Source organism: Nocardioides sp. YIM B13467, assembly GCF_042788075.1.
GTDB lineage: Bacteria > Actinomycetota > Actinomycetes > Propionibacteriales > Nocardioidaceae > Nocardioides.
In genome coordinates this window covers 2,151,902-2,171,732 of record NZ_JBHZPJ010000046.1, presented here as the reverse complement: position 1 = coordinate 2,171,732, position 19,831 = coordinate 2,151,902, and the positions used below count along the sequence as shown (strand labels likewise).

Sequence of the window (19,831 nt, the reverse complement as noted above, 5' to 3'; positions counted from 1 at the left end):
CCTCGTCGCATGCCCTACGGTCTTCCGACGTGACTACGACTGTCGTTGTGACCGCGATGGGCATCCTCGCCACCCTCCTCGGGGCCTGGTGGGGCGCGTACTGGCAGCACCGGAACTCCCGCGACCTTCAGCTGCTGGACGCCAGGGTGCGCGTGTACGGCGAGTGCGCTGCGAGCCTGTACGAGTTCGAACGCGTCACCTACAGCCGCGTCAAGGCTCGCCTCGCCGACCTCCCGGCGGCAGAGCGGGAGTCGTTGCGTCAGGAGGCGTACCGCAACAACTCAGCCGCTCGCGCAGCCATCGGCCAGCTGAGCATCCTCAGCGCGGGCGGGAAGATCCCCAAGGGATTCGAAGCCCTCCGCCAGGCGATCGGCGACCTCAACGACGCACCTGGTCTCGACGAACTCCGGGAGCGGCACGACGAGATCTACGTGGAGCTCGACCGCGTCCTGGAGCAGGCGCGCGCCGACCTCGCGCGCTAGTCCCCCCGCGGTGACCAAAGCCCTTCGCTGGTCCCACTTTGGGCCCTGCCGGCCCGCCTCCCCCACGAGCGAGAGTCGTACCGACAGAGCGTCGCGAGGGGGTTTGGCATGCAGGCAGTCATCGACGGAGAGCTCCGGGCCTTCACCGACTACGAGGATGCGTGCCGCGACTTCACCTGGGAGTCGGTGCGCGCCGGCCTCCCCGACGTTCCCGGCGGCCGCGGGCTGAACATCGCCCATGTCGCCGTCGACCGGCACCTGACCGAGGGCCGCGGCGACGTCGTGGCGATCAGGTGCGTGGCCGAGGACGGCACGTTCGAGGACCTGACCTACGCCGAGCTGGCGGCACGTACCAGCCGCTTCGCGAACCTCTTGGCCGGACTCGGCGTGGAGAAGGGTGATCGGGTGATGAGCCTGCTCGGCCGGCAGCCCGAGCAGTACGTCGTCGCGCTCGGGACGCTCAAGCACACCGCGGTCTTCTCGCCGTTGTTCTCCTCGTTCGGCCCCGGGCCGATCCGCGACCGGGCGCTGCTCAGCGGTGCCCGCGTGCTGGTCACCACCCCGCAGTTCTACCGGCGCAAGGTCGCGCCGATCCGCGCCGACCTGCCGCAACTCGAACACGTGCTGGTCGTGGGCGACGCCGCCGTCGAGGGGACGATCGCGCTCGACCCGGCGCTGGCCGCGGCGTCGCCCGACTACTCGATCCCCCAGACCGACCCCGAGGACATGGCCCTCCTCCACTTCACCAGCGGCACGACCGGCAAGCCCAAGGGAGCCGTGCACGTGCACGAGGCCGTCGTGGCGCACCACGCCACCTCCTCCTTCGCGCTGGACCTGCGCCGCGGGGACGTGTTCTGGTGCACGGCCGACCCGGGCTGGGTGACCGGCACGTCGTACGGCATCATCGCGCCGCTCACCCACGGCGCCACCCTGATCAGCTATGCCGGCGAGTTCGACGCCGGCGCGTGGTACCGGTTGCTCGAGCAGCAGCGGGTCGATGTCTGGTACACCGCGCCCACCGCACTGCGCATGCTCGTCAAGTACGGCACCGACCTCCCCCGGCAGCACGACCTCTCCGCGCTGCGGCACATCGCGAGCGTCGGCGAGGCGCTCAACCGCGAGGTGGTGCTCTGGGGCCGCGAGGCCTACGCCCTGACGGTGCACGACAACTGGTGGCAGACCGAGACCGGCGCGATCATGATCAGCAACTACCCGGGCACGGAGGTACGTCCCGGCTCGATGGGCCGGCCGATGCCGGGCATCCGGGCCGCGGTGCTGACCCGTGGGGACGATGGCCGGGCCGCGATCACCGACGGATCCGCCCAAGAGGCAGGCACCGACGAGGTCGGCGAGATCGCCCTGCGGCCGGGATGGCCCTCGATGTTCCGCGGCTACCTGAACGAACGAGAGCGTTATGAGTCGTGCTTCGCCGGCGGCTGGTACCTCACCGGCGACCTGGCACGGGTCGACTCCGACGGCTACTTCTGGTTCGTCGGCCGAGCCGACGACGTGATCAAGTCCGCCGGACATCTGATCGGACCGTTCGAGGTCGAGACCGCGCTGATGGAGCACCCCGCCGTGCTCGAGGCCGGAGTCATCGGCAAGCCCGATCCGGTGGCGGGTGAGCTCGTCAAGGCGTTCGTCACGCTCAAACCCGGGTTCGAGGCATCCGACGATCTCTCCCTGGAGCTGCTCGCCTTCTGTCGGCGGCGGCTCGGCGGTCTCGCGCCGAAGGAGATCGCGTTCGATCAGCACCTCCCGCACACCAGCAGCGGCAAGGTGATGCGCCGGCTGCTGAAGGCGCGTGAGCTCGGCCTGCCCGAGGGCGACCTGTCCACCCTGGAGCGCCCGTCATGACCACCCGGCGCCGCTCTCCGCAGACGAAGGACACCCCCGTGGCCAAGCACCGGGCCGACCTGCTCCGCACGATGCTGGCCATCCGCCGCTTCGAGGAGCGGTGCGCCGAGCTGTACAGCTCCACCAAGATCCGCGGGTTCCTGCATCTGTACGTCGGGGAGGAGGCGATCGCCACCGGCGTCGTCTCCGCGCTGGCCCCGGACGACGCGATCGTGTCGACGTACCGAGAGCACGGCCATGCGCTGGCCCGCGGCGTACCGATGGACGCGATCATGGCGGAGCTGTTCGGCCGGCAGACCGGCTGCAGCCGCGGCCGCGGCGGGTCGATGCATCTGTTCCACAAGCCCAGCGCGTTCGTCGGAGGCAACGCGATCGTCGGTGGCGGGATCCCGCTGGCGGTCGGCCTGGCTCTGGCCGACAAGCTGCAGGGACGGGACCGAGTAACGGTGTGCTTCTTCGGCGAGGGCGCCGCGGCGGAGGGCGAGTTCCACGAGTCGCTCAACCTGGCCAGCCTGTGGCGGCTCCCGGTGCTCTTCTGCTGCGAGAACAACCGGTACGCGATGGGCACCGCTCTCGCCAAGGAACACGGCCGGACCGACCTCGCGCTGCGCGCCTCGTCCTACGGCCTCGTCGCGGCACCTGTCGACGGCATGGACGTGCTCGCCGTCGAGCGCGCGACGCGCCTGGCGGTCGACGGGATCCGATCTGGCGGTGGGCCGCATTTCCTCGAGCTGGCGACGTACCGGTTCCGGGCGCACTCCATGTACGACCCGGACCGCTACCGGGACAAGGCGGAGATCGAGGCCTGGAAGAAGCGCGACCCGATCGACGCGCTTCAGAAGGTGATGCGAGCCGACGCCCAGCTCACCGACCAGGCGCTGACCGCGATGGAGGCCGAGATCGCCGCCGAGATCGACCTGGCCGTCGCGACCGCCGAGGAGGGCCCACTGGAGCCGGTCGAGGACCTGACCCGATTCGTGACCTCGGACAAGGAAGCATCATGACCACGACGACCGCGGTGGAGACCACCTACCGCGACATGCTCCGGGAGGCGCTGCGCGAGGCGCTCCACGAGGACGACCGGGTGTTCCTGCTGGGCGAGGACGTCGGTGACTACGGGGGTTGCTTCGCGGTGAGTCTCGGCCTGATCGAGGAGTTCGGCACCGAGCGGATCCGGGACACCCCGCTGTCCGAGTCGGCCTTCGTGGGCGCCGGCATCGGAGCGGCGATCGGCGGGATGCGACCGATCGTCGAGGTGATGACCGTCAACTTCAGCCTGCTCGCGCTCGACCAGATCATGAACACGGCCGCGTCGATCCTCTACATGTCCGGCGGCCAGTACAACGTACCGCTGGTGATCCGGATGACCACCGGCGCCGGACGGCAGCTCGCCGCCCAGCACTCACACAGCCTCGAAGGCTGGTACGCCCACATCCCCGGCCTTCGGGTGCTCGCGCCGGCCACGCTCGAGGACGCCCGCGGCATGCTCGCCCCCGCCCTCGCCGACCCCGACCCCGTGCTGATCTTCGAGCACGGCTCGTTGTACGCGTTGAAGGGAACGGTCGCCGCGGATGCCGGCCCGGTCGACATCGACCACGCCGTCGTCCGTCGGCCAGGCACCGACCTCTCGCTGATCGCCTACGGCGGCACCCTGCACAAGGCGCTCGAAGCCGCCGACATGTTGGCCGAGGACCAGATCTCCGCCGAGGTCGTCGACCTGCGCACCCTGCGCCCGCTCGACGACGCGACGATCATCGACTCGGTACGCCGTACCCATAGTGCGGTCATCGTGGACGAAGGCTGGCGGAGCGGCAGCCTCTCCGCCGAGGTCACCGCCCGGATCATGGAGCATGCCTTCTATGACCTCGACGCCCCGGTGGAACGGGTCTGCACCGCCGAGGTGCCGCTCCCCTACGCCAAGCACCTCGAGGACGCGGCCCTCCCGCAGACCGAGGACATAGTCGCCGCCGCTCGCAAGGTCCTGAGGTGAGCCATGGCCGACTTCACGATGCCTTCGCTGGGCGCCGACATGGACGAGGGCACGCTCCAGGAGTGGCTGGTCAAGCCCGGTGACACCGTCCACAAGGGCGACGTCGTCGCCGTGGTCGACACGTCCAAGGCCAACATCGAGGTGGAGTCCTTCGTCGAGGGCGTCGTCCAGCAGCTGCTCGTCGAGCCGGGGACGACGGTCCCCGTCGGGCAGGTCCTGGCAGTCCTGGGAGACGGCGTCGCCGCAGCGCCATCTCCCGAGGCATCCGTCGCGCCGCCGGTCGCGGCCGAAGCACCACCTGCCGCACCAGCGGTCGCGGAGGTCGACGCCACGAAGGCCGATGCCACCAAAGCCTCCGAGCGACCTGAGTCCGTCCGCGTCACACCGTTGGCACGACGCCTGGCCGCGGAGCTGGGCGTCGACCTCCGTACCTTGACGACTGCGGACGGCGCGCCGATCCGCGCCAAGGACGTACGTGCCGCGGCAGCGCCCTCGCCCGCAGCACCCTCGCCTGCTCTGCCGGAGCCGGTTCACGAGGAGGCCCGCCCGGCGCAACAGCCGTCCAAGGCCGAGGCGATGCGCACGGCGATCGCCCACCTGATGAGCCGCTCGAAACGGGAGATCCCCCATTACTACCTCTCGACCACGGTCGATCTGGGGCGTGCACTGGACTGGCTGCACGAGCGCAACCGTGCCCTCGACGTGAGCCACCGGTTGGTGCCGGCGGCGCTGATGTTGAAGGCGACCGCCCTCGCCGCGCAGGCGACGCCGGCGATGAACGGCTTCTGGGTCGACAACGCTTTCAGCCCCGGAGGGTCGGTGCACCTGGGCATCGCGATCTCCCTCCGCGGCGGTGGTCTGATCGCGCCCGCGCTGCACAACGCGGCCGACCTCCCGATCGAGGAGCTGATGGCGGGGATGCGTGACCTCGTGGCTCGTGCCCGCACGGGCCGCCTGCGCGGCAGCGAGCTGAGCGACTCGACCATCACCGTCACGAACCTCGGCGACCAGGGCGTGGAGACGGTGTACGGGGTCATCTACCCGCCGCAGGTGGCGCTGGTCGGCTTCGGCCGCGTCGTGGAACGCCCGTGGGCGGTGGACGGCCTGATCGGCGTACGTCCGGTCACGACCCTCACTCTCGCGGGCGACCACCGCGCCACCGACGGCTTCACCGGTGCCCGCTTCCTCGCCGACATCGAACAACGGCTGCAGCACCCGGAGGAGCTATGACCCACGACGCCACCACCATGTCTCCCGATGCCGCCCGGGCCGCGATCGCCGCCGCGGTCAGGCGGATCGTGCCCGATGCCGACCTCGACACCCTGGCCGACGACGCGCGGATCCGCGACGAGCTGGAGCTCGACTCGCTCGACTTCCTCTCCTTCGTCGAACTGCTCAGCGGAGCGACCGGCATCCGCATCGACGAGTCCGACTACCCCGACCTCACGACGATGGCACGCGCCATCGCGTTCCTGACCAGCCGCGAAACCAGCGGCGATGGTCTGAGCGGAAGGTAGCGGGCCGCCCTGGAACCGCTGTCGCGTGGTGGCGGAGAGGAGACCGCGATCAGGCGATGAGCTGGCTGCGAGCGATCCGCTTCCAGCTGGCCAGATGGGGGTCGGAGACGGGGTCGCGCTGATCGAAGGCGTACGTCAGGGCGACCCCGCGCATGCTCGTGTTGAGGATGTCGCGGACGTCGGGGTAGGCCGGGCGTGCGGTCAGCTCGGGGCCGAACATCTCGTCGATCACGGCACGGATCGTGGCACCGAGCGCCTGCTCCTTCGGCGCGAGCGCCTCGGCCAGGTGCGGATTGGACCGCGCCGCCAGCCACAGCTCGGTGGACGCCCAGAAGTAGCCCTGCTGGTACATCGACCAGAGCGTGTCGACCGCCGCATCGATGCGCTCGCCCGGGTCACTCGGCCACACGCTCCGCTCACCGGCGCTCCCGACCCGTGCCTCGGCAATGTGCTGCACCGCTGCCACCAGGAGGGCGTCACGGTGGGGGTACTGGTGCAGCAGGCGGCCGCGGCTGACACCTGCGCGCTCCTGGATCTTCAAGGTCGACGCGCCGCTGTAGCCGAACTCGATCAGCACCTCCATCGCACTGTCGAGGATGTGCTGCTGGGTCATCCGGCTGCGCGCCTCGTAGTCCCCGTACCTGGGTGCGTCCGCAGCCTTGCCGCCGACCAATTCCTGACCTCCTGCTCGACTCACCGCTCGGCCAAGCCTACGGGCCTGGCCGAGCGCATGTGCGGGGCGCGCCGCAAGCGAGACCGCCCGCGCACGTGATTCTCCCGATGGCGCTTGCCAGCTGCAGTCAGCGCTGACTACAGTCAGTGTTGACTGTAGCCCATTCCCCCGCCACCGTCGACCGGCTCCGGCGCACCTGTCCTGACTTCCGTACGCCTCAGCCACCACCCATCCCCGCCCCGAGAGGAACTCACCCATGCCCGCAGAGCGGCTGATGCCGACCGAGGAGTCGGCCGACCTGATCGACCTGACAAGGACCATCGTCGACAAGGAGCTCCGAAGCTCGGTCGACGAGGCCGAGCGCACCGCGACGTTCCCACGAGACGTCTTCCGCACCCTGGGCCGAGCAGGCCTGCTGGGACTCCCCTACCCCGAGGAGTACGGCGGTGGCGGCCAGCCCTACGAGGTCTACCTCCAGGTCGTCGAGGAGATCGCCTCGGCATGGGCGGCCGTCGGGGTCGGCACCAGCGTGCACGCGCTGAGCTGCTTCGGTCTCTTCCACGCCGGCAGCACGGAGCAGAAGGAGAGGTGGCTGCCCGAGATGCTCTCCGGGGACCTGCTCGGGGCGTACTGCCTGTCCGAGGCTCACGCCGGCTCCGACCCCGCTGCGATGCGCACCCGGGCCGTCCGCGACGGCGACGACTACGTGATCACCGGAGCCAAGGCCTGGACCACGCACGGCGGCAAGGCCGACTTCTACAAGGTCATGGCTCGGACGTCCGACGACGGCGGCCGAGGGATCTCGTGCTTCCTGGTCCCTGCCGACGCCGAGGGCCTGACCGTCGACACCCCGGAGCAGAAGATGGGCCTGATGAGCTCGACGACCGCGACGATGCTCTTCGACGGCGTGCGGGTATCGGCCGAGCGACGCCTCGGCGCGGAGGGGCAGGGACTCCCGATCGCACTGGCCGGGCTGGACTCCGGGCGCCTCGGTATCGCCGCGGTGGCGACCGGCGTCGCCCAGGCCGCGCTCGATGCCGCCCTGGCGTACGCGCAGGAGCGGGAGGCGTTCGGCAAGCCGATCATCGAGCACCAGGGCCTCGGCTTCCTCATCGCCGACATGGCCGCCGCGACCGAGTCGGCACGAGCGACGTACCTCCACGCGGCCCGGCTGCGGGACGCAGGTCGGCCGTTCAGCCGCCAGGCCTCCATCGCAAAGCTCGTGTGCACCGACAACGCCATGAAGGTCACCACCGACGCCGTCCAGGTCCTCGGCGGTGCCGGCTACACCCGCGACTTCCCGGTGGAGCGCTACATGCGCGAGGCGAAGGTCATGCAGATCTTCGAGGGAACCAACCAGATCCAGCGCCTCGTCATCAGCCGCGCGCTCAACCGCTGACCATCCACCAGATCGGAGACCTCCCATGCAGATCGACAACATCTCGGCCATCGTCACCGGCGCAGCGTCGGGGCTGGGCAATGCCACCGCCGCGGCGCTCGCCGCACGCGGAGCACGCGTGTTCGGCATCGACCTCGACACCACCGACGCGCCGACGCTGGAGAACGTCACGTACGTGAAGGCAGACGTGACCAGCGAGGCGGAGGTCCGGCAGGCCGTCGCCCTCGCCGCGGAGGCAGGGCCGCTGCGGGTCGTCGTGAACTGCGCCGGGATCGGGCCCTCGGCCAGGGTGCTCGGACGCGGCGGCGTCCACGACCTCGGCCTGTATCGCAAGGTGGTCGAGGTGAACCTGATCGGGACCTTCACCGTGCTCGCGCTCGCCTCGGAGGCGATCGCAGCCACCGAGCAGCTCGAGCACGGACAGCGGGGAGTCGTGATCAACACCGCCTCTGTCGCCGCCTTCGAGGGCCAGGTCGGCCAGGTCGCCTACTCCTCGTCCAAGGGCGGTGTCGTCGGCCTCACGCTGCCCGCCGCTCGCGACCTCGCGCAGCACGGCATCCGGGTCAACACCATCGCCCCCGGCATCGTCGAGACCCCGATGCTCGCCACCATCAGCGAAGAGTTCCGCGCCGGGCTGGCCGAGGGCGTGCCGTTCCCGAAGCGACTGGCCCAGCCGGCCGACTTCGCCCAGCTCGTCACGCAGCTGGTCGAGCACGACTACATCAACGGCGAGACCGTCCGCATGGACGGCGCGCTGCGTATGGCACCCCGCTGAACCGTCCCATCGACCTGCTGCAGGACCGCGACGATGGCCCCACCGGTGCGACCATCGTCGCGGTCCTGTCGTTCAGCTGCAGCAGACGCCGGGCTGCTGCAACGGTGAGCGTTGAGCAGCAGATCGAGCCAAGGCAACCGCTCGGGCGAGTGCCTGCCTCCATGTGCTCGGGTGGCAGCAACGAGCGATCGCGATGAGGCGTGCCTTGCGTGCCTGCTCGATCCGGTCGCCGATCTGCTGTTCGGCAACCGCACTGGTGAGGTCCACTGGTCTCACGGGATCTCCTCCTTTTCTGATGATGGTGGTTCTGACCGGCCGACAGTCAGCAGCATCCGGCGGCGGCCGGCTCAGAGGCCGGCCCAGAGACCGACTCAGGGACCGACTCCGCGGACGAACCGCAGCAGGTCGACCCGCCGGCCTCGTCGCCACCAACGGCCTGTGATGCGTTGAAGGTGTCGCTGTCGGCGAGCACCGTGTAGACCTCCCAGCGCTCACCGTTCGGGGCGTTCTCGACCCAGAACTTGTCCTGCTTGGCGTAGCAGCAGGTGGTGGCGCGCTCGTCGACCGAGGCGAACCCGGCGGCGTGCAGGCGGTTCTGCTCGGCGTCGACCGTGTCGGTGTCGGCCACCTCGACGCCGAGGTGGTTGACGGTGCCGCCTCGGCCAGGGTTCTCGACGAGCACCAGCTTGAGGGGCGGCTCGGCGACCGCGAAGTTGGCATAGCCGGGCTTGGTCTTGGCCGGCTCGACGCCGAACAGCGTCGAGTAGAACGCGACCGACTCCTCGAGATCGTCGACGTTGAGCGCGAGCTGGATGCGAGACATGGCTCCTCCTGAGGGAGATATTGATGGTTGTCGATATGAGATCTTGCGCCTCATATCGACAACTGTCAATGCTTTACGGCAGCCGCCGGCAGACACAGGCGCGCCGGCGTCAGAAGGGCTGCCAGAAGAACCGGCCTCCGGCGACGAATGCGGGGCCGTTATTCGCGACGCGACGGTCGAGGGCATCGCACCGGACATCGCTCTGCTCGCCCACTTTGGCGGATGCCACGGAACCACGGTGAGCCGACGACCAGAAAGGCCGTCTGATCTGCTTCTCAGCAGGTCAGACGGCCTTTTCAAGGTGGTGCGTGATACTGGGTTCGAACCAGTGACCCCTTCGGTGTGAACGAAGTGCGCTACCACTGCGCCAATCACGCAATCGCTTGCCGCCGAGCGGCTCGCTGCTGTCGAAACCCTACCGCAACCCGTCCATCGGATCACATTCGCCAAGCCACGGGCACCGGAGCGGACCCTCACGCGAGGACGCCTCGACGCCTGGGGCCGCCCACGGTCCGCTCATGGGCGGGAAGCGTATGACAATGCGTGCCTGAAGGCAGTCGGGCTGCTGCCACGGGCCCGCTTGAATGCCGCACTGAACCCGAACGAGTCGGCGTACCCGACCGCTTTGGCGATCTGCGCGACGCCGAGGTCCGTGCTCGTCAGCAGGTCGGAGGCCTCGTCGAGACGGTGTTCGGTGACGTACGTCAGGGGAGGACTGCCGACGACCTCGCGGAATCGGCGGGCGAACAGCGCCCGGGACACGCCAGCCTCCGCCGCCATCCCAGCCACCGTCCATCGCTCGGTCGGTCGGCGATGGACCGCCTCGAGGGCTGGTCCGACGATAGGGTCTGCCAGTCCGCGATACCACGCCGGCGCGTCGGCGCCGCTTCGTTCGAACCAGGTGCGCAGTGTGCACACCATGGCCCAGTCGAGCATCCGATCCATGAGTGCTTGCGACCCCGGTTGAAGGTTCGCAGCGTCGCAGGCGACCGTCTCCATCCAGTCGCAAACGCCAGGCTCCTCCTCGACGATCAACACTGGCGGCAGCGTGTCGAGCACTCTGTCCGAACGAAGGCCAGCCGTCCGGTAGACCCCGACTACGAGGGTCGTCGCGTCCACATCGGGTGATGGCGTCACGTACTGGTCCTCGTCGTCACACAGGAAGCAGGCGACCTCGTAGCGCGTCGCGGGGTCGTCGACGACGTCGGCACGGTCGGCACGATCGGCGCGATCGGCGAGCAGGAACGGAGCAGGACCGCGAACGAGTGCGGTCTCCCCCGGCCTCACCCTCCGGCTGTCTCCGTCGGAGAGATGAAGCACGCCGCCACCGCGCAGCACCGTGACCATCGTCAAAGCCGCCTGGTCCGCAAAATGGATGGACCACGGTGTGCTCAGCACGGCCGAGGTCACGACGGAGCCTTCGGCACGGATGCCTGACAGAAGTGAGCTCAGCGGATCCATGCTCAAAGCGTAGACGATCTCCTATCAATCAGAGCCAGGAAACCATGGATCGTCTAAACACATCGCGCTGTACTCGTCTCATGACAACTACACGAACGCTTGTCGTCGTCTCGCATCACCGACCCGACTCACGAACCGCGCACGTCGCCGAGCTGGTCGCCGAACGTCTCCGTGCAGCCGAGCACGACATTGATGTCCTCGACCTTCGCTCCGAGGGTTTCGACCCCAGGATGACGGTCGAGGACGAGCCTGACTGGACCGACCGGGACAAGGCGTACTCGGTGCAGGTGCAGCAGCACATGGAACGAATCCTCGCCGCCGACCTACTGGTCGTGGTCTTCCCGATCTACTGGCAGAGCACGCCGGCGCTCCTCAAGGGGTGGATCGACCGCGTGTGGAACTACGGGTTCGCGTACGGCCGCAGCGATCCGCGGTTGGCGGGGAAGCGCGTCTTGTGGGTCGGGCTCGCCGGTGCTACCGCCGAGGACCCGATCGTCGCGCCCATGGCCGACCTGCTGGAGGCTCAGTTGAGTGAGGGCATCGCCTACTACTGCGGTTTCGCGAAGTCTGCCGTCGCAGTGCTTCCGGATGCCGAGGACCAGCCTCAGTCGGTCGATGAGCTGGGGAACCTCATCGTCGGTGAAGCGCCGGCTGGAGAGGAGCTTGCCAGCCAGCACCGCGCTTTTGACCGCCGCGTGCTGGCCGCGGTCGACGAGTTCGCCGCATGAGCGTGGCTGCCTGCCGCGTCGGAGTGGCACACGCTCTTTGATCCCGCCAGACCCGCAATTCGGGACACGCCGGACGTACGCTCTCAGTCCTCGGCACAACGCCCAGACGCAACCGAAGGAGCGAGGATGCTCGCGTACGAACGGACCGGCAGCGGGGAGCCGCTGCTCCTGATCCATGGCATCGCGCACCGCAGGCAGGCGTGGGGCGGGGTGGTGGAGCGGCTGGCCGACGAGTTCGAGGTGATCACGATCGATCTGCCGGGGCACGGTGAGTCGCCGGCGTTCGATCTGGCGGGGCGTACGGTGCGGGAGGCGGTGACCCACGAGTTGAACGAGCTGCGAGAAGAGCTCGGGATCGAACGGCCGCACGTCGCCGGCAACAGCCTCGGCGGGCTGCTCGCGCTGGAGATGGCCGATGCCGGGCACGCGCGATCGGTGACGGCGCTCTCCCCCGCCGGGTTCTGGATGAACGGCGTCGACTACCTCTACGTAAGGGGCCTGTTCGCCGGGATCCAGGCGGTCGCGCGGCCGCTGGCGCCGGTGGCGGGGACGCTGCTGCAGTCGCGGGTGGCGCGTACGGTCACGATGGGCTGCTTCTTCGCCCACCCCGACCGGCTCGACCCAGCCGTCGCGGCCGCCGACACGGCCAACATGGTCGCCTCGCGCGAGGGGATCAGGACGTTCTTCAGCGGCGTCTACCGCTACAGCTATCCAGGGCCGACGCAGACCGAAGTCCCCACCACCGTCGCCTGGGCCTCGCGCGACCTCACGCTCCTCCCCTACCAGGCGAAGGTGGCCGCGCGGCGTCTTCCGCACGCGACCCACCGATGGCTGGCGGGCTGCGGTCACGTACCGATGAACGATGACCCCGACCTGGTGGCCGAGGTCATCCGCGAGACCGCACGAACGCAGCCGCGCGACCAGCAGGTCGCCTAGCCCCGAGCGGCGAGGATCCCGCGTGGGTCGAAGGCGACCCGGACCTCGGTGATCAGCCCGTCCTCGACGCGCATCCAGTTGGCGGTGGGGGCGGGCTCGGCGACGGTGGTGTGCAGGTCGAACCAGGTGATCACGCTCGGCCCGTCGGCGAGCCGTTCTTTTACCTCGATCTTGTCGAGCACCTGGGCCATGCCCTCGAGTCCGGCGACGCATTCGTCGGCGCCCTCGATCGTGGCGAGCGGGCCGGCGAAGCTGACCTCGTCGGCCAGCAGCGCGCGCAGGCGGGTGAAGTCACGCTCCTGCCAGGCGGTGAAGTACGCCTCGGCGAGCTCGGCAGCGGATGCGGTCATCGGATCTCCTCAGGTCGGATCGGCTTTCACCACCCAGCCTGACTCGCCTCCAGCGAACACTCAAACAGATAGTTCTGCTGCTTGCTAGCATCAACGGTGATGGAAATCGGACAGCTCCGCTACTTCGTCGCCGTCGTCGACCACGGCTCGTTCACGGCTGCGGCGCAGCGTCTCCACGTCAGCCAGTCGGGCATCAGCGCCCAGCTGGCCAAGCTCGAGCGCGAGCTCGGCCACGACCTGCTCGTCCGGGGACCCCGCAACGTACGCCTCACCCACGCCGGCGAGACGCTCCTCCCCCGCGCCCGCGACGCGATCCGGGCGATCGAGGGCGTGCGGCAGAGCGCCGACGAGCTGAGCGACCTGATCCACGGCCAGGTACGCCTCGGGATGATCGCCGGCTGCACGATCCCCGGCTTCCTCGACGCCGTCGCGACCTTCCACCGGGAGCATCCCGGGGTCAGCGTGGAGCTCGTCGAGGACACCTCCGACCGTCTCCAGCGACGTACGCTGGCCGGCGAGCTCGACTTGGCGCTGATCTCCCACGCTGGTCCGGTCGTCGACGGCCTGGCCACGGAGTCCGTCAGCGACGAGCGGCTCGCCGTGATCACGCCGGTCGGCCATCGCCTCGCCGGCGCCCGGCCGAGGCTCGCCGACCTCCACGAGGAGACGGTGCTCTGCATCCCGCCGGGCACGGGCATCCGCACGGCCCTGGAGCAGTCGTGCGCGCGGGCGGGCGTGGAGCCCAAGGTCGACCTGTCCGGGTCCAACCCGGAGACGCTGCTCGGGCTGACCGCCCGCGGGCTGGGCGTCTGCGTGCTGGCCGAGTCGATGGCCGCGGGGACCGATCTGGTCGCGACGCCGATCGTCGACGCGGCGGTGCGCGCCGGGCTGGCGCTCGTGGTTCGCGACGGCGACCAGCAGCGCGCCACCCGGCGGCTCTACGACCTGCTCCGCGCGGCCCTGACCTGAGGGCTCAGGCGGCCTGCGGGTGGCGCAGCCCGGGATGGTCCTCGGGCAACGAGCGCCTCAGGACGACCCAGCTCACCAGCAGGCACAGCGCAACAAGCGGCCAGCTGAGCGCGACCCTGGCGATCGCCAGGGCGACCACGTCGCCCGACCACCACAGCGGGCCGAAGATGGCGACCCGGATGACGTACTGGCAGACCCAGACCCAGCTCGCCAGCGCATAGCCGCGCAGCAGGACGGGATCGCGCCGCCAGGCGCCGCGCTGGCGCAGGATCAGCCCGACGACCACGCCGAGCAGCGGCCAGCGGAACGCGATGCTGACCGTCCACACCAGGGCGCTGGCCATGTTGGCCGCGAGCTGGACCACGAAGAAGTCCTCCGCCCGCCCCGTACGCAGCGCGACCATCGCCGCGACCGCGACCCCCGCCACACCCAGCAGCACGGCGCGCGGCTTGCGGCCCTTGCGCCACTGCCAGACCGCCACGATCGCGGCCAGCCCGAGCGCCACCACGGTCGCGATCCACAGCTCACCGCTGACCAGCCAGCCGGCCACGAACGCGACCGGCGGGACGGTGGCGTCGATCGCGCCGCGCGCGCCTCCGAGGAGGTCGGCGAGGGTCTCGGCGTCTTCGTTGCGGCGGTCGGTGGTCGTCACACGAGTAAGGCTAGCCTTACTTGCAAGGCGCGTGACGTCTCGGTCCGCGTAAGCGACTTCTCGGCCGACCGGACTGACGCCTCGGCCGACGGGGGTGACGCCTCGGCAAAATTTCACCGGGAGGGCAACCGGCGGACGTACGGCGGCCATCCGGCGCCGCTTTGCTCTGAGCGCCGCTGCTCGGGCACGCGGGAGACGCCCTATCCAAGCGGAGGATTCAACGTGTCACACGAGCACCACCCCCACTCGCACGGGCCTGACGGGCACCACCACGCCCACGCGCACGGCCACGACCACACTCACTCCCACGAGGTCGACGAGATCACCCTCGCCGCCTCCTCGGACGCATCCGACAGCGACCTGCGTCCCGCCGAGGTCACCCGGCGCAACCTGCTCCGCGCCGCCGGCATCGCCGGCGCTGTGACCGCCGGGATGGCCGGCATGACCGGTGTGACCCCGGCGATGGCCGAGACCGCCACGACCGCCACCGCGAAGAGCGGCAACCGGGCCACGATCCGGCACTGGCTCGCCGGCGACCACCACATCCACACCCAGCACAGCTCGGACGGGATGTACCGGGTCATCGACCAGGCGCAGCACGGCGCCGCGTACGGCCTGGACTGGCTGGTCATCACCGACCACGGCGGCGCGACGCACGCGAAGCTCGGCGTCGACCTGGTCAACCCAGACATCGTGGCCGCGCGCAAGATTCTTCCGGAGACCCTGATCTTCCAGGGGCTGGAGTGGAACATCCCGGCCGCCGAGCACGGCACCGTCTTCGTCGCACCGGGACGCAACGAGGTCGCGGTGCTCAAGCAGTTCGAGAACGACTACGACGGCAGCGTCAAGAACGCTCGCGCCAACACCCCGGAGAACGAGGCCCTCGCCGTCGCCGCGATCCAGTGGCTCGGCACCCAGAAGGCCAAGCGCCGAATCGAGGACGCGCTGTTCCTCGCCAACCATCCCGCCCGCAACGGCATCGACAGCCCCCACGAAGTGCGGGCATGGCGCGACGCCGATCCCCGGATCGCGATCGGATGGGAAGGCGCCCCCGGACACCAGGCCGGCGGGCTGCCGACCGGCTACGGTCCAGGCAGCGCGCGCGGTGGCTACGGCAACTCCGCCGGCGCCGACTCGTTCCCGGGCTACCCTCCGGAGAGCTACCGCTCCTGGGGCGGATTCGACTTCTACACCTCGACCGTCGGCGGCCTGTGGGACTCCCTGCTCGCCGAGGGGAAGCCGTGGTCGATCACCGCGAACTCCGACTCGCACCGCAACTGGAGCGACACCGCCGTCCGCGGCGGCGGCGACTTCAACGCCAACGGCCGTTACGACGACCCGGTCTACGGCAGCGGGATCCAGCTCGATCTGGCCGACTTCTGGCCGGGCTTCTACAGCCGCACCCATGTAGGCACCAGCACCCGTGACTACGGCGCGGTGATGCGCGGCATGCGCGACGGCCGGGTCTGGGTCGACCACGGCAGCCTGGTCAAGAGTCTCGACGTACGGGTGGTCGCCACCAGCCGCCGCGGAACGGTCTCCGAAACCCTCGGCGGCACGCTGCAGGCGCCACGCGGCAGCCGCGTCGAGCTGGTGGTCACGATCGCTGCCCAAGACGTCCCGAACTGGTCGCAGTTCATCCCGCAGCTCAACCGCGTGGACGTGATCCGCGGGACGGTCNTGGGGGTGGCGGTCCCTCCCGGCGTACCGTCGGCGTTCACCGAGCCCGTCGAGGACCCGGTCGGCGACCTGGTCTCGCGGTATGCGCGCTCGCACGGTCCGTTCACGGCCGCCGACGTGGCCTCGCGGCTGGGACTGGGCGAGGCGGTCGTCCGGCACGCCCTCGCGCGGCTCTCGGCGCGTGGGCGGGTGCTCGACGGGGAGTTCCGGCCCGGTGGAAGCGGGCTGGAGTGGTGTGACGCCGACGTTCTCCGGATGCTGCGCCGACGCTCGCTGGCCCGGCTGCGCAAGGAGGTCGAGCCCGTCGAGCCGACAGCGCTGGGCAGGTTCCTGCCGGCGTGGCAGAAGACATCCGTACGCAAGGGCGCGCTGCGCGGGGTCGACGGGGTGCTGAGCGTGGTCGACCAGCTCGCTGGCTGCCCGGTCCCGGCCAGCGCGCTGGAGAGCCTGATCCTGCCGGCCCGGGTGGTCGACTACGAGCCGGCGTTCCTCGACGAGCTGACCTCCGGCGGCGAGGTGCTCTGGGCCGGCCACGGCACCCTGCCCGGCACCGACGGCTGGGTCTCGCTGCACCCGGCTGACACCGCCGAGCTGACGCTGCCGACGCCCGCTGAGATGCCGCCAGGACCGCTCGCCGAGCGGCTCCTCGAAGCCCTGGCGCCAGGCGGGGCCTGGTTCTTCCACCAGCTCGCCCGGACGATCGCGGCCGACAGCGAGGCGACTCCGAGCGACGCCGACCTGAGCGCGGCGCTGTGGGAGCTGGTCTGGTCAGGGAGGGTCAGCAACGACACCCTGCTGCCATTGCGGGCGCTGACCCGTTCCGGCACGCCGTCGCACCGCTCCCGCCGACCACCGCCGCGCGCCCGCGGCGGGCGCTACACCGGCGGTGCGCGGATGCCGGCCCGGGCCGGTCTACCGGAGACGGCCGGGCGATGGACGATCCTGCCCGAGCCCGATTCCGACCCGACCAAGCGCGCCCACGCGGCCGCCGAGCGACTCCTGGACCGCCACGGAGTGGTCACCCGTGGGGCGGTCCAGTCCGAGCGCACCCCCGGAGGGTTCGCCGCCGTCTACAAGGTGCTCAGCGCGTTCGAGGACTCCGGCCGGGCCCGCCGGGGCTACTTCGTCGAGGGCCTGGGCGCGGCCCAGTTCGGCACCGCGGGCTCGGTCGACCGGCTGCGCACGTTCTCGCGGGTCGAGCCGGCCGACAAGCCGGTCGCCCTCGCGCTCGCCGCGACCGACCCTGCCAATCCCTACGGCGCGGCCCTCCCGTGGCCGGTCGCGGAGGAGGGCCACCGGCCCGGCCGCAAGGCGGGCGCGATCGTGGTGCTGGTCGACGGAGAGCTGGCGATGTACGTCGAGCGCGGCGGCCGCACCCTGCTGACCTGGTCGGAGGACCCCAACCTTCTCGAACCCGGCGCCGAGGCGCTCGCCGAAGCGGTTCGGAGGGGGGCGTTGGGACGGCTCACCGTCGAGAAGGCGGACGGCGCCCCGCTGCTCGGCTCGGGAGACACCCCGCTGCGCCAGGCGCTCCAGTACGCCGGCTTCGTCGCCACCCCGCGCGGCCTGCGCCTGACCTCGCCGAGCAGGTGAGGTCGTGCCCGAGGGTGACGCGGTGCTCCGGACCGCCCGCAGGCTCGACAAGGGACTGGCGGGGCAGGTGCTCACGCGTACGGACTTCCGGGTGCCACAGCTGGCCACGGCGGACCTGTCCGGCGGCACCGTGCGCGGGACGCTGACCCACGGCAAGCACCTGCTGACCCGGATCGACCACCGCACCGGCGAATGGACGCTGCACACCCATCTGAAGATGGAGGGATCCTGGCGGGTCCTCGAGGCGGGCCGCCGCTGGCCGAAGCCCGGCTTCCAGGCACGCGTGGTCCTCCGCACCGAGAAGACCGAGGCGGTCGGCTTCCTGCTCGGCATCGTCGAGCTCGTCCCCCGCGACCAGGAGGAGCAACTGGTCGCCCACCTCGGCCCGGACATCCTTGCCGACGACTGGGACCCCGACGCAGCCGTCGAACGCCTCGCCCGGCAACCCGAACGGCCACTCTTCGACGCGCTGCGCGACCAGACCAACCTGGCCGGGATCGGCACGATCTACGCCGCCGAGACCTGCTTCATCGCCGGGATCAACCCGCTGCGTACGGTCGCGGATGCCGGCGACAGACTCCCCCGCATCCTCCAACGCACCCGCGACCTGATGCAGGCCGACTGGTCACTCTCCCGGCAGATGTGGGTCTATGGCCGACGGGCATGCCGACGCTGCGGCGGCACGGTGACCGTCGCCCGGGTCGGCCCTCCGGGCAAGGAGCGCCCGGCCTACTACTGCGCGAGCTGCCAGGCCTAGCGCCCGTGCAGCAGGCGCAACCGGATCTGGGCGATCCGGACGCGGGTGTCACGCATGTGGCGGGCGACATGCGTCCGCTCGCCCGGAGCGACCGAGGTGAACTCGTCGCGAAGGATGTTCAGGGTCTCCTCCAGCCCGAAGAGCTCGGCCTCGAGCAGGTCGGGGGAATGCACGTCGCCCTCGAGACACGGTGACGGCACCGTATGGTCTGGAAGCTCGTTCTCGACTGCCATGGTCATCGCACCATCTCCCCATGAATGCGCGAGCCCGTGGTGGGCTCACATCGGCAAGGAGACGGAACGGTCCGCGTTGAGACACGGGTGACGAAAACTCCCCCAGATTGGGGAAAGATCAAGCGGCGGCGGCGTCGGCCGCGGCGCGGACCGGCATCCGGAGGATGGTGGCCTCTTCGACGGCGACCGCGTTGGAGACGTCGCGAAGGACGTCGGAGAGGGCGACGTCGAGGGCGCTGCAGAGCGAGGCGAGGAGCTCGGAGGAGGCCTCCTTCTGGCCACGCTCGACCTCGGAGATGTAGCCGAGACTGACTCGCGCCTGCGCGGAGACCTCGCGCAGGGTCATCCCACGCTCCAGCCGCTGGGCACGAAGCACCTCGCCGAGAAGTCGACGGAAGAGCACCATTGCGGTCAGCCTCCTACAGTTCACAAGTCACCGACATCTGGGTGACGTCTGGCTCCAACGCTACCTGACCCTTCGATGTTCCCGCCGAAGTAGTCCGAGTAGTTCATCAACAGCGAACAAACACGTATCACGCTGGATCTCCGCGCGCGAGCCCGACAGCCCGAGAAACGCCGTTGTTTCACCGTGCGGACCGGAAACGCCCACATAGACCGTCCCGACGGGCTTTCCCTCCTGCTCGTCAGGCCCGGCCACACCCGTGGTCGCGAGCCCGTACGTCGCCCCGGACCGCTCCCGCGCTCCCGCGGCCATCGCCGCGGCGCACTCCGCGGAGATCACCCCGACGGTCTCGATCACCGAGACAGGGACACCCAGCACGGTGTGCTTCAGCTCAGTCGCGTACGTCACGAAGCCCCCGCGAAACGTCTTCGACGCCCCCGGAGGTTCGGTGAGCAGCGCGGCCAGGCGGCCGGCGGTCAGCGACTCGGCCGTCGCCACGGTGGCGCCGGCCTCCAGCAGAGCGGCATTGAGCTCCTCGACCCGATTCATGCCT

General features: G+C 70.1%; 21 protein-coding genes and 1 tRNA gene. 13 read left to right on the top strand and 9 right to left on the bottom strand.

Annotated features, from left to right (window positions below; all coding sequences use genetic code 11):
- Positions 1 to 29 precede the first annotated feature (29 nt).
- The 6 genes from ACFX43_RS17520 (at position 30) to ACFX43_RS17495 (ending at position 5,846) form a co-directional block, all read left to right on the top strand.
- On the top strand, positions 30 to 482 hold the full coding sequence (locus ACFX43_RS17520; protein WP_355018435.1) for a hypothetical protein: 453 nt from the start codon (positions 30 to 32) through the stop codon (positions 480 to 482).
- Positions 483 to 590: 108 nt separating this feature from the next.
- Positions 591 to 2,339: an acetate--CoA ligase gene (acsA, locus tag ACFX43_RS17515; RefSeq protein ID WP_378830614.1), complete on the top strand. Its 1,749-nt coding sequence runs from the start codon at positions 591 to 593 to the stop codon at positions 2,337 to 2,339.
- On the top strand, positions 2,336 to 3,343 hold the full coding sequence (gene pdhA, locus ACFX43_RS17510; RefSeq protein ID WP_378830609.1) for a pyruvate dehydrogenase (acetyl-transferring) E1 component subunit alpha: 1,008 nt from the start codon (positions 2,336 to 2,338) through the stop codon (positions 3,341 to 3,343). The genes acsA and pdhA overlap by 4 nt, the downstream gene beginning before the upstream one ends.
- Positions 3,340 to 4,329, top strand: coding sequence for an alpha-ketoacid dehydrogenase subunit beta (locus ACFX43_RS17505; RefSeq protein WP_378830601.1), 990 nt, complete (start codon positions 3,340 to 3,342; stop codon positions 4,327 to 4,329). The genes pdhA and ACFX43_RS17505 overlap by 4 nt, the downstream gene beginning before the upstream one ends.
- 3 nt (positions 4,330 to 4,332) lie before the next feature.
- Entirely contained in the window at positions 4,333 to 5,559 is a 1,227-nt protein-coding gene (locus tag ACFX43_RS17500) for a dihydrolipoamide acetyltransferase family protein (RefSeq protein ID WP_378830593.1), read from the top strand.
- Positions 5,556 to 5,846 carry a phosphopantetheine-binding protein gene (locus tag ACFX43_RS17495; protein ID WP_378830586.1) on the top strand — a complete coding sequence of 97 codons (291 nt, stop codon included), beginning with the start codon at positions 5,556 to 5,558 and terminating at the stop codon, positions 5,844 to 5,846. Before ACFX43_RS17500 ends, ACFX43_RS17495 begins: the two co-directional genes overlap by 4 nt.
- A gap of 49 nt (positions 5,847 to 5,895) precedes the next feature.
- Here ACFX43_RS17495 and ACFX43_RS17490 read toward each other — a convergent pair whose 3' ends face one another.
- On the bottom strand, positions 5,896 to 6,543 hold the full coding sequence (locus tag ACFX43_RS17490) for a TetR/AcrR family transcriptional regulator (RefSeq protein WP_378830582.1): 648 nt from the start codon (positions 6,541 to 6,543) through the stop codon (positions 5,896 to 5,898).
- 232 nt (positions 6,544 to 6,775) lie between these two features.
- Between ACFX43_RS17490 and ACFX43_RS17485 the strand changes: the two genes are divergently transcribed.
- Entirely contained in the window at positions 6,776 to 7,918 is a 1,143-nt protein-coding gene (locus tag ACFX43_RS17485) for an acyl-CoA dehydrogenase family protein (protein ID WP_378830577.1), read from the top strand.
- A gap of 25 nt (positions 7,919 to 7,943) precedes the next feature.
- Positions 7,944 to 8,693, top strand: coding sequence for an SDR family NAD(P)-dependent oxidoreductase (locus tag ACFX43_RS17480; protein WP_378830570.1), 750 nt, complete (start codon positions 7,944 to 7,946; stop codon positions 8,691 to 8,693).
- Between the two features lie 322 nt (positions 8,694 to 9,015).
- Here ACFX43_RS17480 and ACFX43_RS17475 read toward each other — a convergent pair whose 3' ends face one another.
- The 3 genes from ACFX43_RS17475 to ACFX43_RS17465 form a co-directional block, all read right to left on the bottom strand.
- Positions 9,016 to 9,516, bottom strand: coding sequence for an ArsI/CadI family heavy metal resistance metalloenzyme (locus ACFX43_RS17475; RefSeq protein ID WP_378830563.1), 501 nt, complete (start codon positions 9,514 to 9,516; stop codon positions 9,016 to 9,018).
- Positions 9,517 to 9,818: 302 nt separating this feature from the next.
- Positions 9,819 to 9,893 (bottom strand) — tRNA-Val (locus tag ACFX43_RS17470).
- Between the two features lie 139 nt (positions 9,894 to 10,032).
- Entirely contained in the window at positions 10,033 to 10,977 is a 945-nt protein-coding gene (locus ACFX43_RS17465) for an AraC family transcriptional regulator (RefSeq protein WP_378830557.1), read from the bottom strand.
- Positions 10,978 to 11,057: 80 nt separating this feature from the next.
- Here ACFX43_RS17465 and ACFX43_RS17460 point away from each other — a divergent pair, with 80 nt between their 5' ends.
- Both ACFX43_RS17460 and ACFX43_RS17455 read left to right on the top strand, forming a co-directional pair.
- Positions 11,058 to 11,705 carry an NAD(P)H oxidoreductase gene (locus tag ACFX43_RS17460; RefSeq protein ID WP_378830552.1) on the top strand — a complete coding sequence of 216 codons (648 nt, stop codon included), beginning with the start codon at positions 11,058 to 11,060 and terminating at the stop codon, positions 11,703 to 11,705.
- Between the two features lie 126 nt (positions 11,706 to 11,831).
- Positions 11,832 to 12,641, top strand: coding sequence for an alpha/beta fold hydrolase (locus tag ACFX43_RS17455; RefSeq protein WP_378830546.1), 810 nt, complete (start codon positions 11,832 to 11,834; stop codon positions 12,639 to 12,641).
- Here ACFX43_RS17455 and ACFX43_RS17450 read toward each other — a convergent pair.
- A complete protein-coding gene (locus ACFX43_RS17450; protein ID WP_378830540.1) occupies positions 12,638 to 12,991 on the bottom strand; it encodes a nuclear transport factor 2 family protein in 354 nt (117 codons plus the stop codon). The genes ACFX43_RS17455 and ACFX43_RS17450 overlap by 4 nt on opposite strands.
- Before the next feature lie 99 nt (positions 12,992 to 13,090).
- Here ACFX43_RS17450 and ACFX43_RS17445 point away from each other — a divergent pair, with 99 nt between their 5' ends.
- Complete coding sequence (locus tag ACFX43_RS17445) at positions 13,091 to 13,960, top strand: LysR family transcriptional regulator (protein ID WP_378830537.1); 870 nt, start codon at positions 13,091 to 13,093, stop codon at positions 13,958 to 13,960.
- A gap of 4 nt (positions 13,961 to 13,964) precedes the next feature.
- Here the strand turns inward: ACFX43_RS17445 and ACFX43_RS17440 are convergent, their stop codons facing one another.
- Positions 13,965 to 14,612, bottom strand: coding sequence for a DUF3159 domain-containing protein (locus ACFX43_RS17440; RefSeq protein WP_378830531.1), 648 nt, complete (start codon positions 14,610 to 14,612; stop codon positions 13,965 to 13,967).
- 222 nt (positions 14,613 to 14,834) lie between these two features.
- Between ACFX43_RS17440 and ACFX43_RS17435 the strand changes: the two genes are divergently transcribed.
- Positions 14,835 to 17,885, top strand: coding sequence for a DNA glycosylase AlkZ-like family protein (locus ACFX43_RS17435; RefSeq protein WP_378830525.1), 3,051 nt, complete (start codon positions 14,835 to 14,837; stop codon positions 17,883 to 17,885).
- Between the two features lie 4 nt (positions 17,886 to 17,889).
- Positions 17,890 to 18,642 carry a DNA-formamidopyrimidine glycosylase family protein gene (locus ACFX43_RS17430; RefSeq protein WP_378830516.1) on the top strand — a complete coding sequence of 251 codons (753 nt, stop codon included), beginning with the start codon at positions 17,890 to 17,892 and terminating at the stop codon, positions 18,640 to 18,642.
- On the opposite strand, the gene ACFX43_RS17425 is transcribed toward ACFX43_RS17430, so the two are convergent.
- The 3 genes from ACFX43_RS17425 to ACFX43_RS17415 all read right to left on the bottom strand — a co-directional run bounded on the left by ACFX43_RS17425 (position 18,639) and on the right by ACFX43_RS17415 (position 19,827).
- Positions 18,639 to 18,881, bottom strand: a complete 243-nt coding sequence (locus ACFX43_RS17425; RefSeq protein WP_378830508.1) for a hypothetical protein — start codon at positions 18,879 to 18,881, stop codon at positions 18,639 to 18,641. The two genes, ACFX43_RS17430 and ACFX43_RS17425, sit on opposite strands and share 4 nt — an antisense overlap.
- A gap of 112 nt (positions 18,882 to 18,993) precedes the next feature.
- The gene (locus ACFX43_RS17420) at positions 18,994 to 19,281 is read right to left on the bottom strand and encodes a helix-turn-helix transcriptional regulator (RefSeq protein ID WP_350659077.1); all 288 of its coding nucleotides are present in this window, start codon (positions 19,279 to 19,281) and stop codon (positions 18,994 to 18,996) included.
- 60 nt (positions 19,282 to 19,341) lie between these two features.
- Complete coding sequence (locus ACFX43_RS17415; protein WP_378830498.1) at positions 19,342 to 19,827, bottom strand: CinA family protein; 486 nt, start codon at positions 19,825 to 19,827, stop codon at positions 19,342 to 19,344.
- Positions 19,828 to 19,831: the final 4 nt, after the last annotated feature.

Bases quoted from the DNA above. Each gene is read 5' to 3' on its own strand.
- ACFX43_RS17495 (WP_378830586.1), top strand. From the start codon at position 5,556: ATGACCCACGACGCCACCACCATGTCTCCCGATGCCGCCCGGGCCGCG.
- ACFX43_RS17500 (WP_378830593.1), top strand. From the start codon at position 4,333: ATGGCCGACTTCACGATGCCTTCGCTGGGCGCCGACATGGACGAGGGC.
- ACFX43_RS17420 (WP_350659077.1), bottom strand. From the start codon at position 19,281: ATGGTGCTCTTCCGTCGACTTCTCGGCGAGGTGCTTCGTGCCCAGCGG.
- pdhA (WP_378830609.1), top strand. From the start codon at position 2,336: ATGACCACCCGGCGCCGCTCTCCGCAGACGAAGGACACCCCCGTGGCC.
- ACFX43_RS17505 (WP_378830601.1), top strand. From the start codon at position 3,340: ATGACCACGACGACCGCGGTGGAGACCACCTACCGCGACATGCTCCGG.
- ACFX43_RS17445 (WP_378830537.1), top strand. From the start codon at position 13,091: ATGGAAATCGGACAGCTCCGCTACTTCGTCGCCGTCGTCGACCACGGC.
- ACFX43_RS17460 (WP_378830552.1), top strand. From the start codon at position 11,058: ATGACAACTACACGAACGCTTGTCGTCGTCTCGCATCACCGACCCGAC.
- ACFX43_RS17455 (WP_378830546.1), top strand. From the start codon at position 11,832: ATGCTCGCGTACGAACGGACCGGCAGCGGGGAGCCGCTGCTCCTGATC.
- acsA (WP_378830614.1), top strand. From the start codon at position 591: ATGCAGGCAGTCATCGACGGAGAGCTCCGGGCCTTCACCGACTACGAG.
- ACFX43_RS17480 (WP_378830570.1), top strand. From the start codon at position 7,944: ATGCAGATCGACAACATCTCGGCCATCGTCACCGGCGCAGCGTCGGGG.
- ACFX43_RS17415 (WP_378830498.1), bottom strand. From the start codon at position 19,827: ATGAATCGGGTCGAGGAGCTCAATGCCGCTCTGCTGGAGGCCGGCGCC.
- ACFX43_RS17465 (WP_378830557.1), bottom strand. From the start codon at position 10,977: ATGGATCCGCTGAGCTCACTTCTGTCAGGCATCCGTGCCGAAGGCTCC.
- ACFX43_RS17485 (WP_378830577.1), top strand. From the start codon at position 6,776: ATGCCCGCAGAGCGGCTGATGCCGACCGAGGAGTCGGCCGACCTGATC.
- ACFX43_RS17425 (WP_378830508.1), bottom strand. From the start codon at position 18,881: ATGACCATGGCAGTCGAGAACGAGCTTCCAGACCATACGGTGCCGTCA.
- ACFX43_RS17450 (WP_378830540.1), bottom strand. From the start codon at position 12,991: ATGACCGCATCCGCTGCCGAGCTCGCCGAGGCGTACTTCACCGCCTGG.
- ACFX43_RS17475 (WP_378830563.1), bottom strand. From the start codon at position 9,516: ATGTCTCGCATCCAGCTCGCGCTCAACGTCGACGATCTCGAGGAGTCG.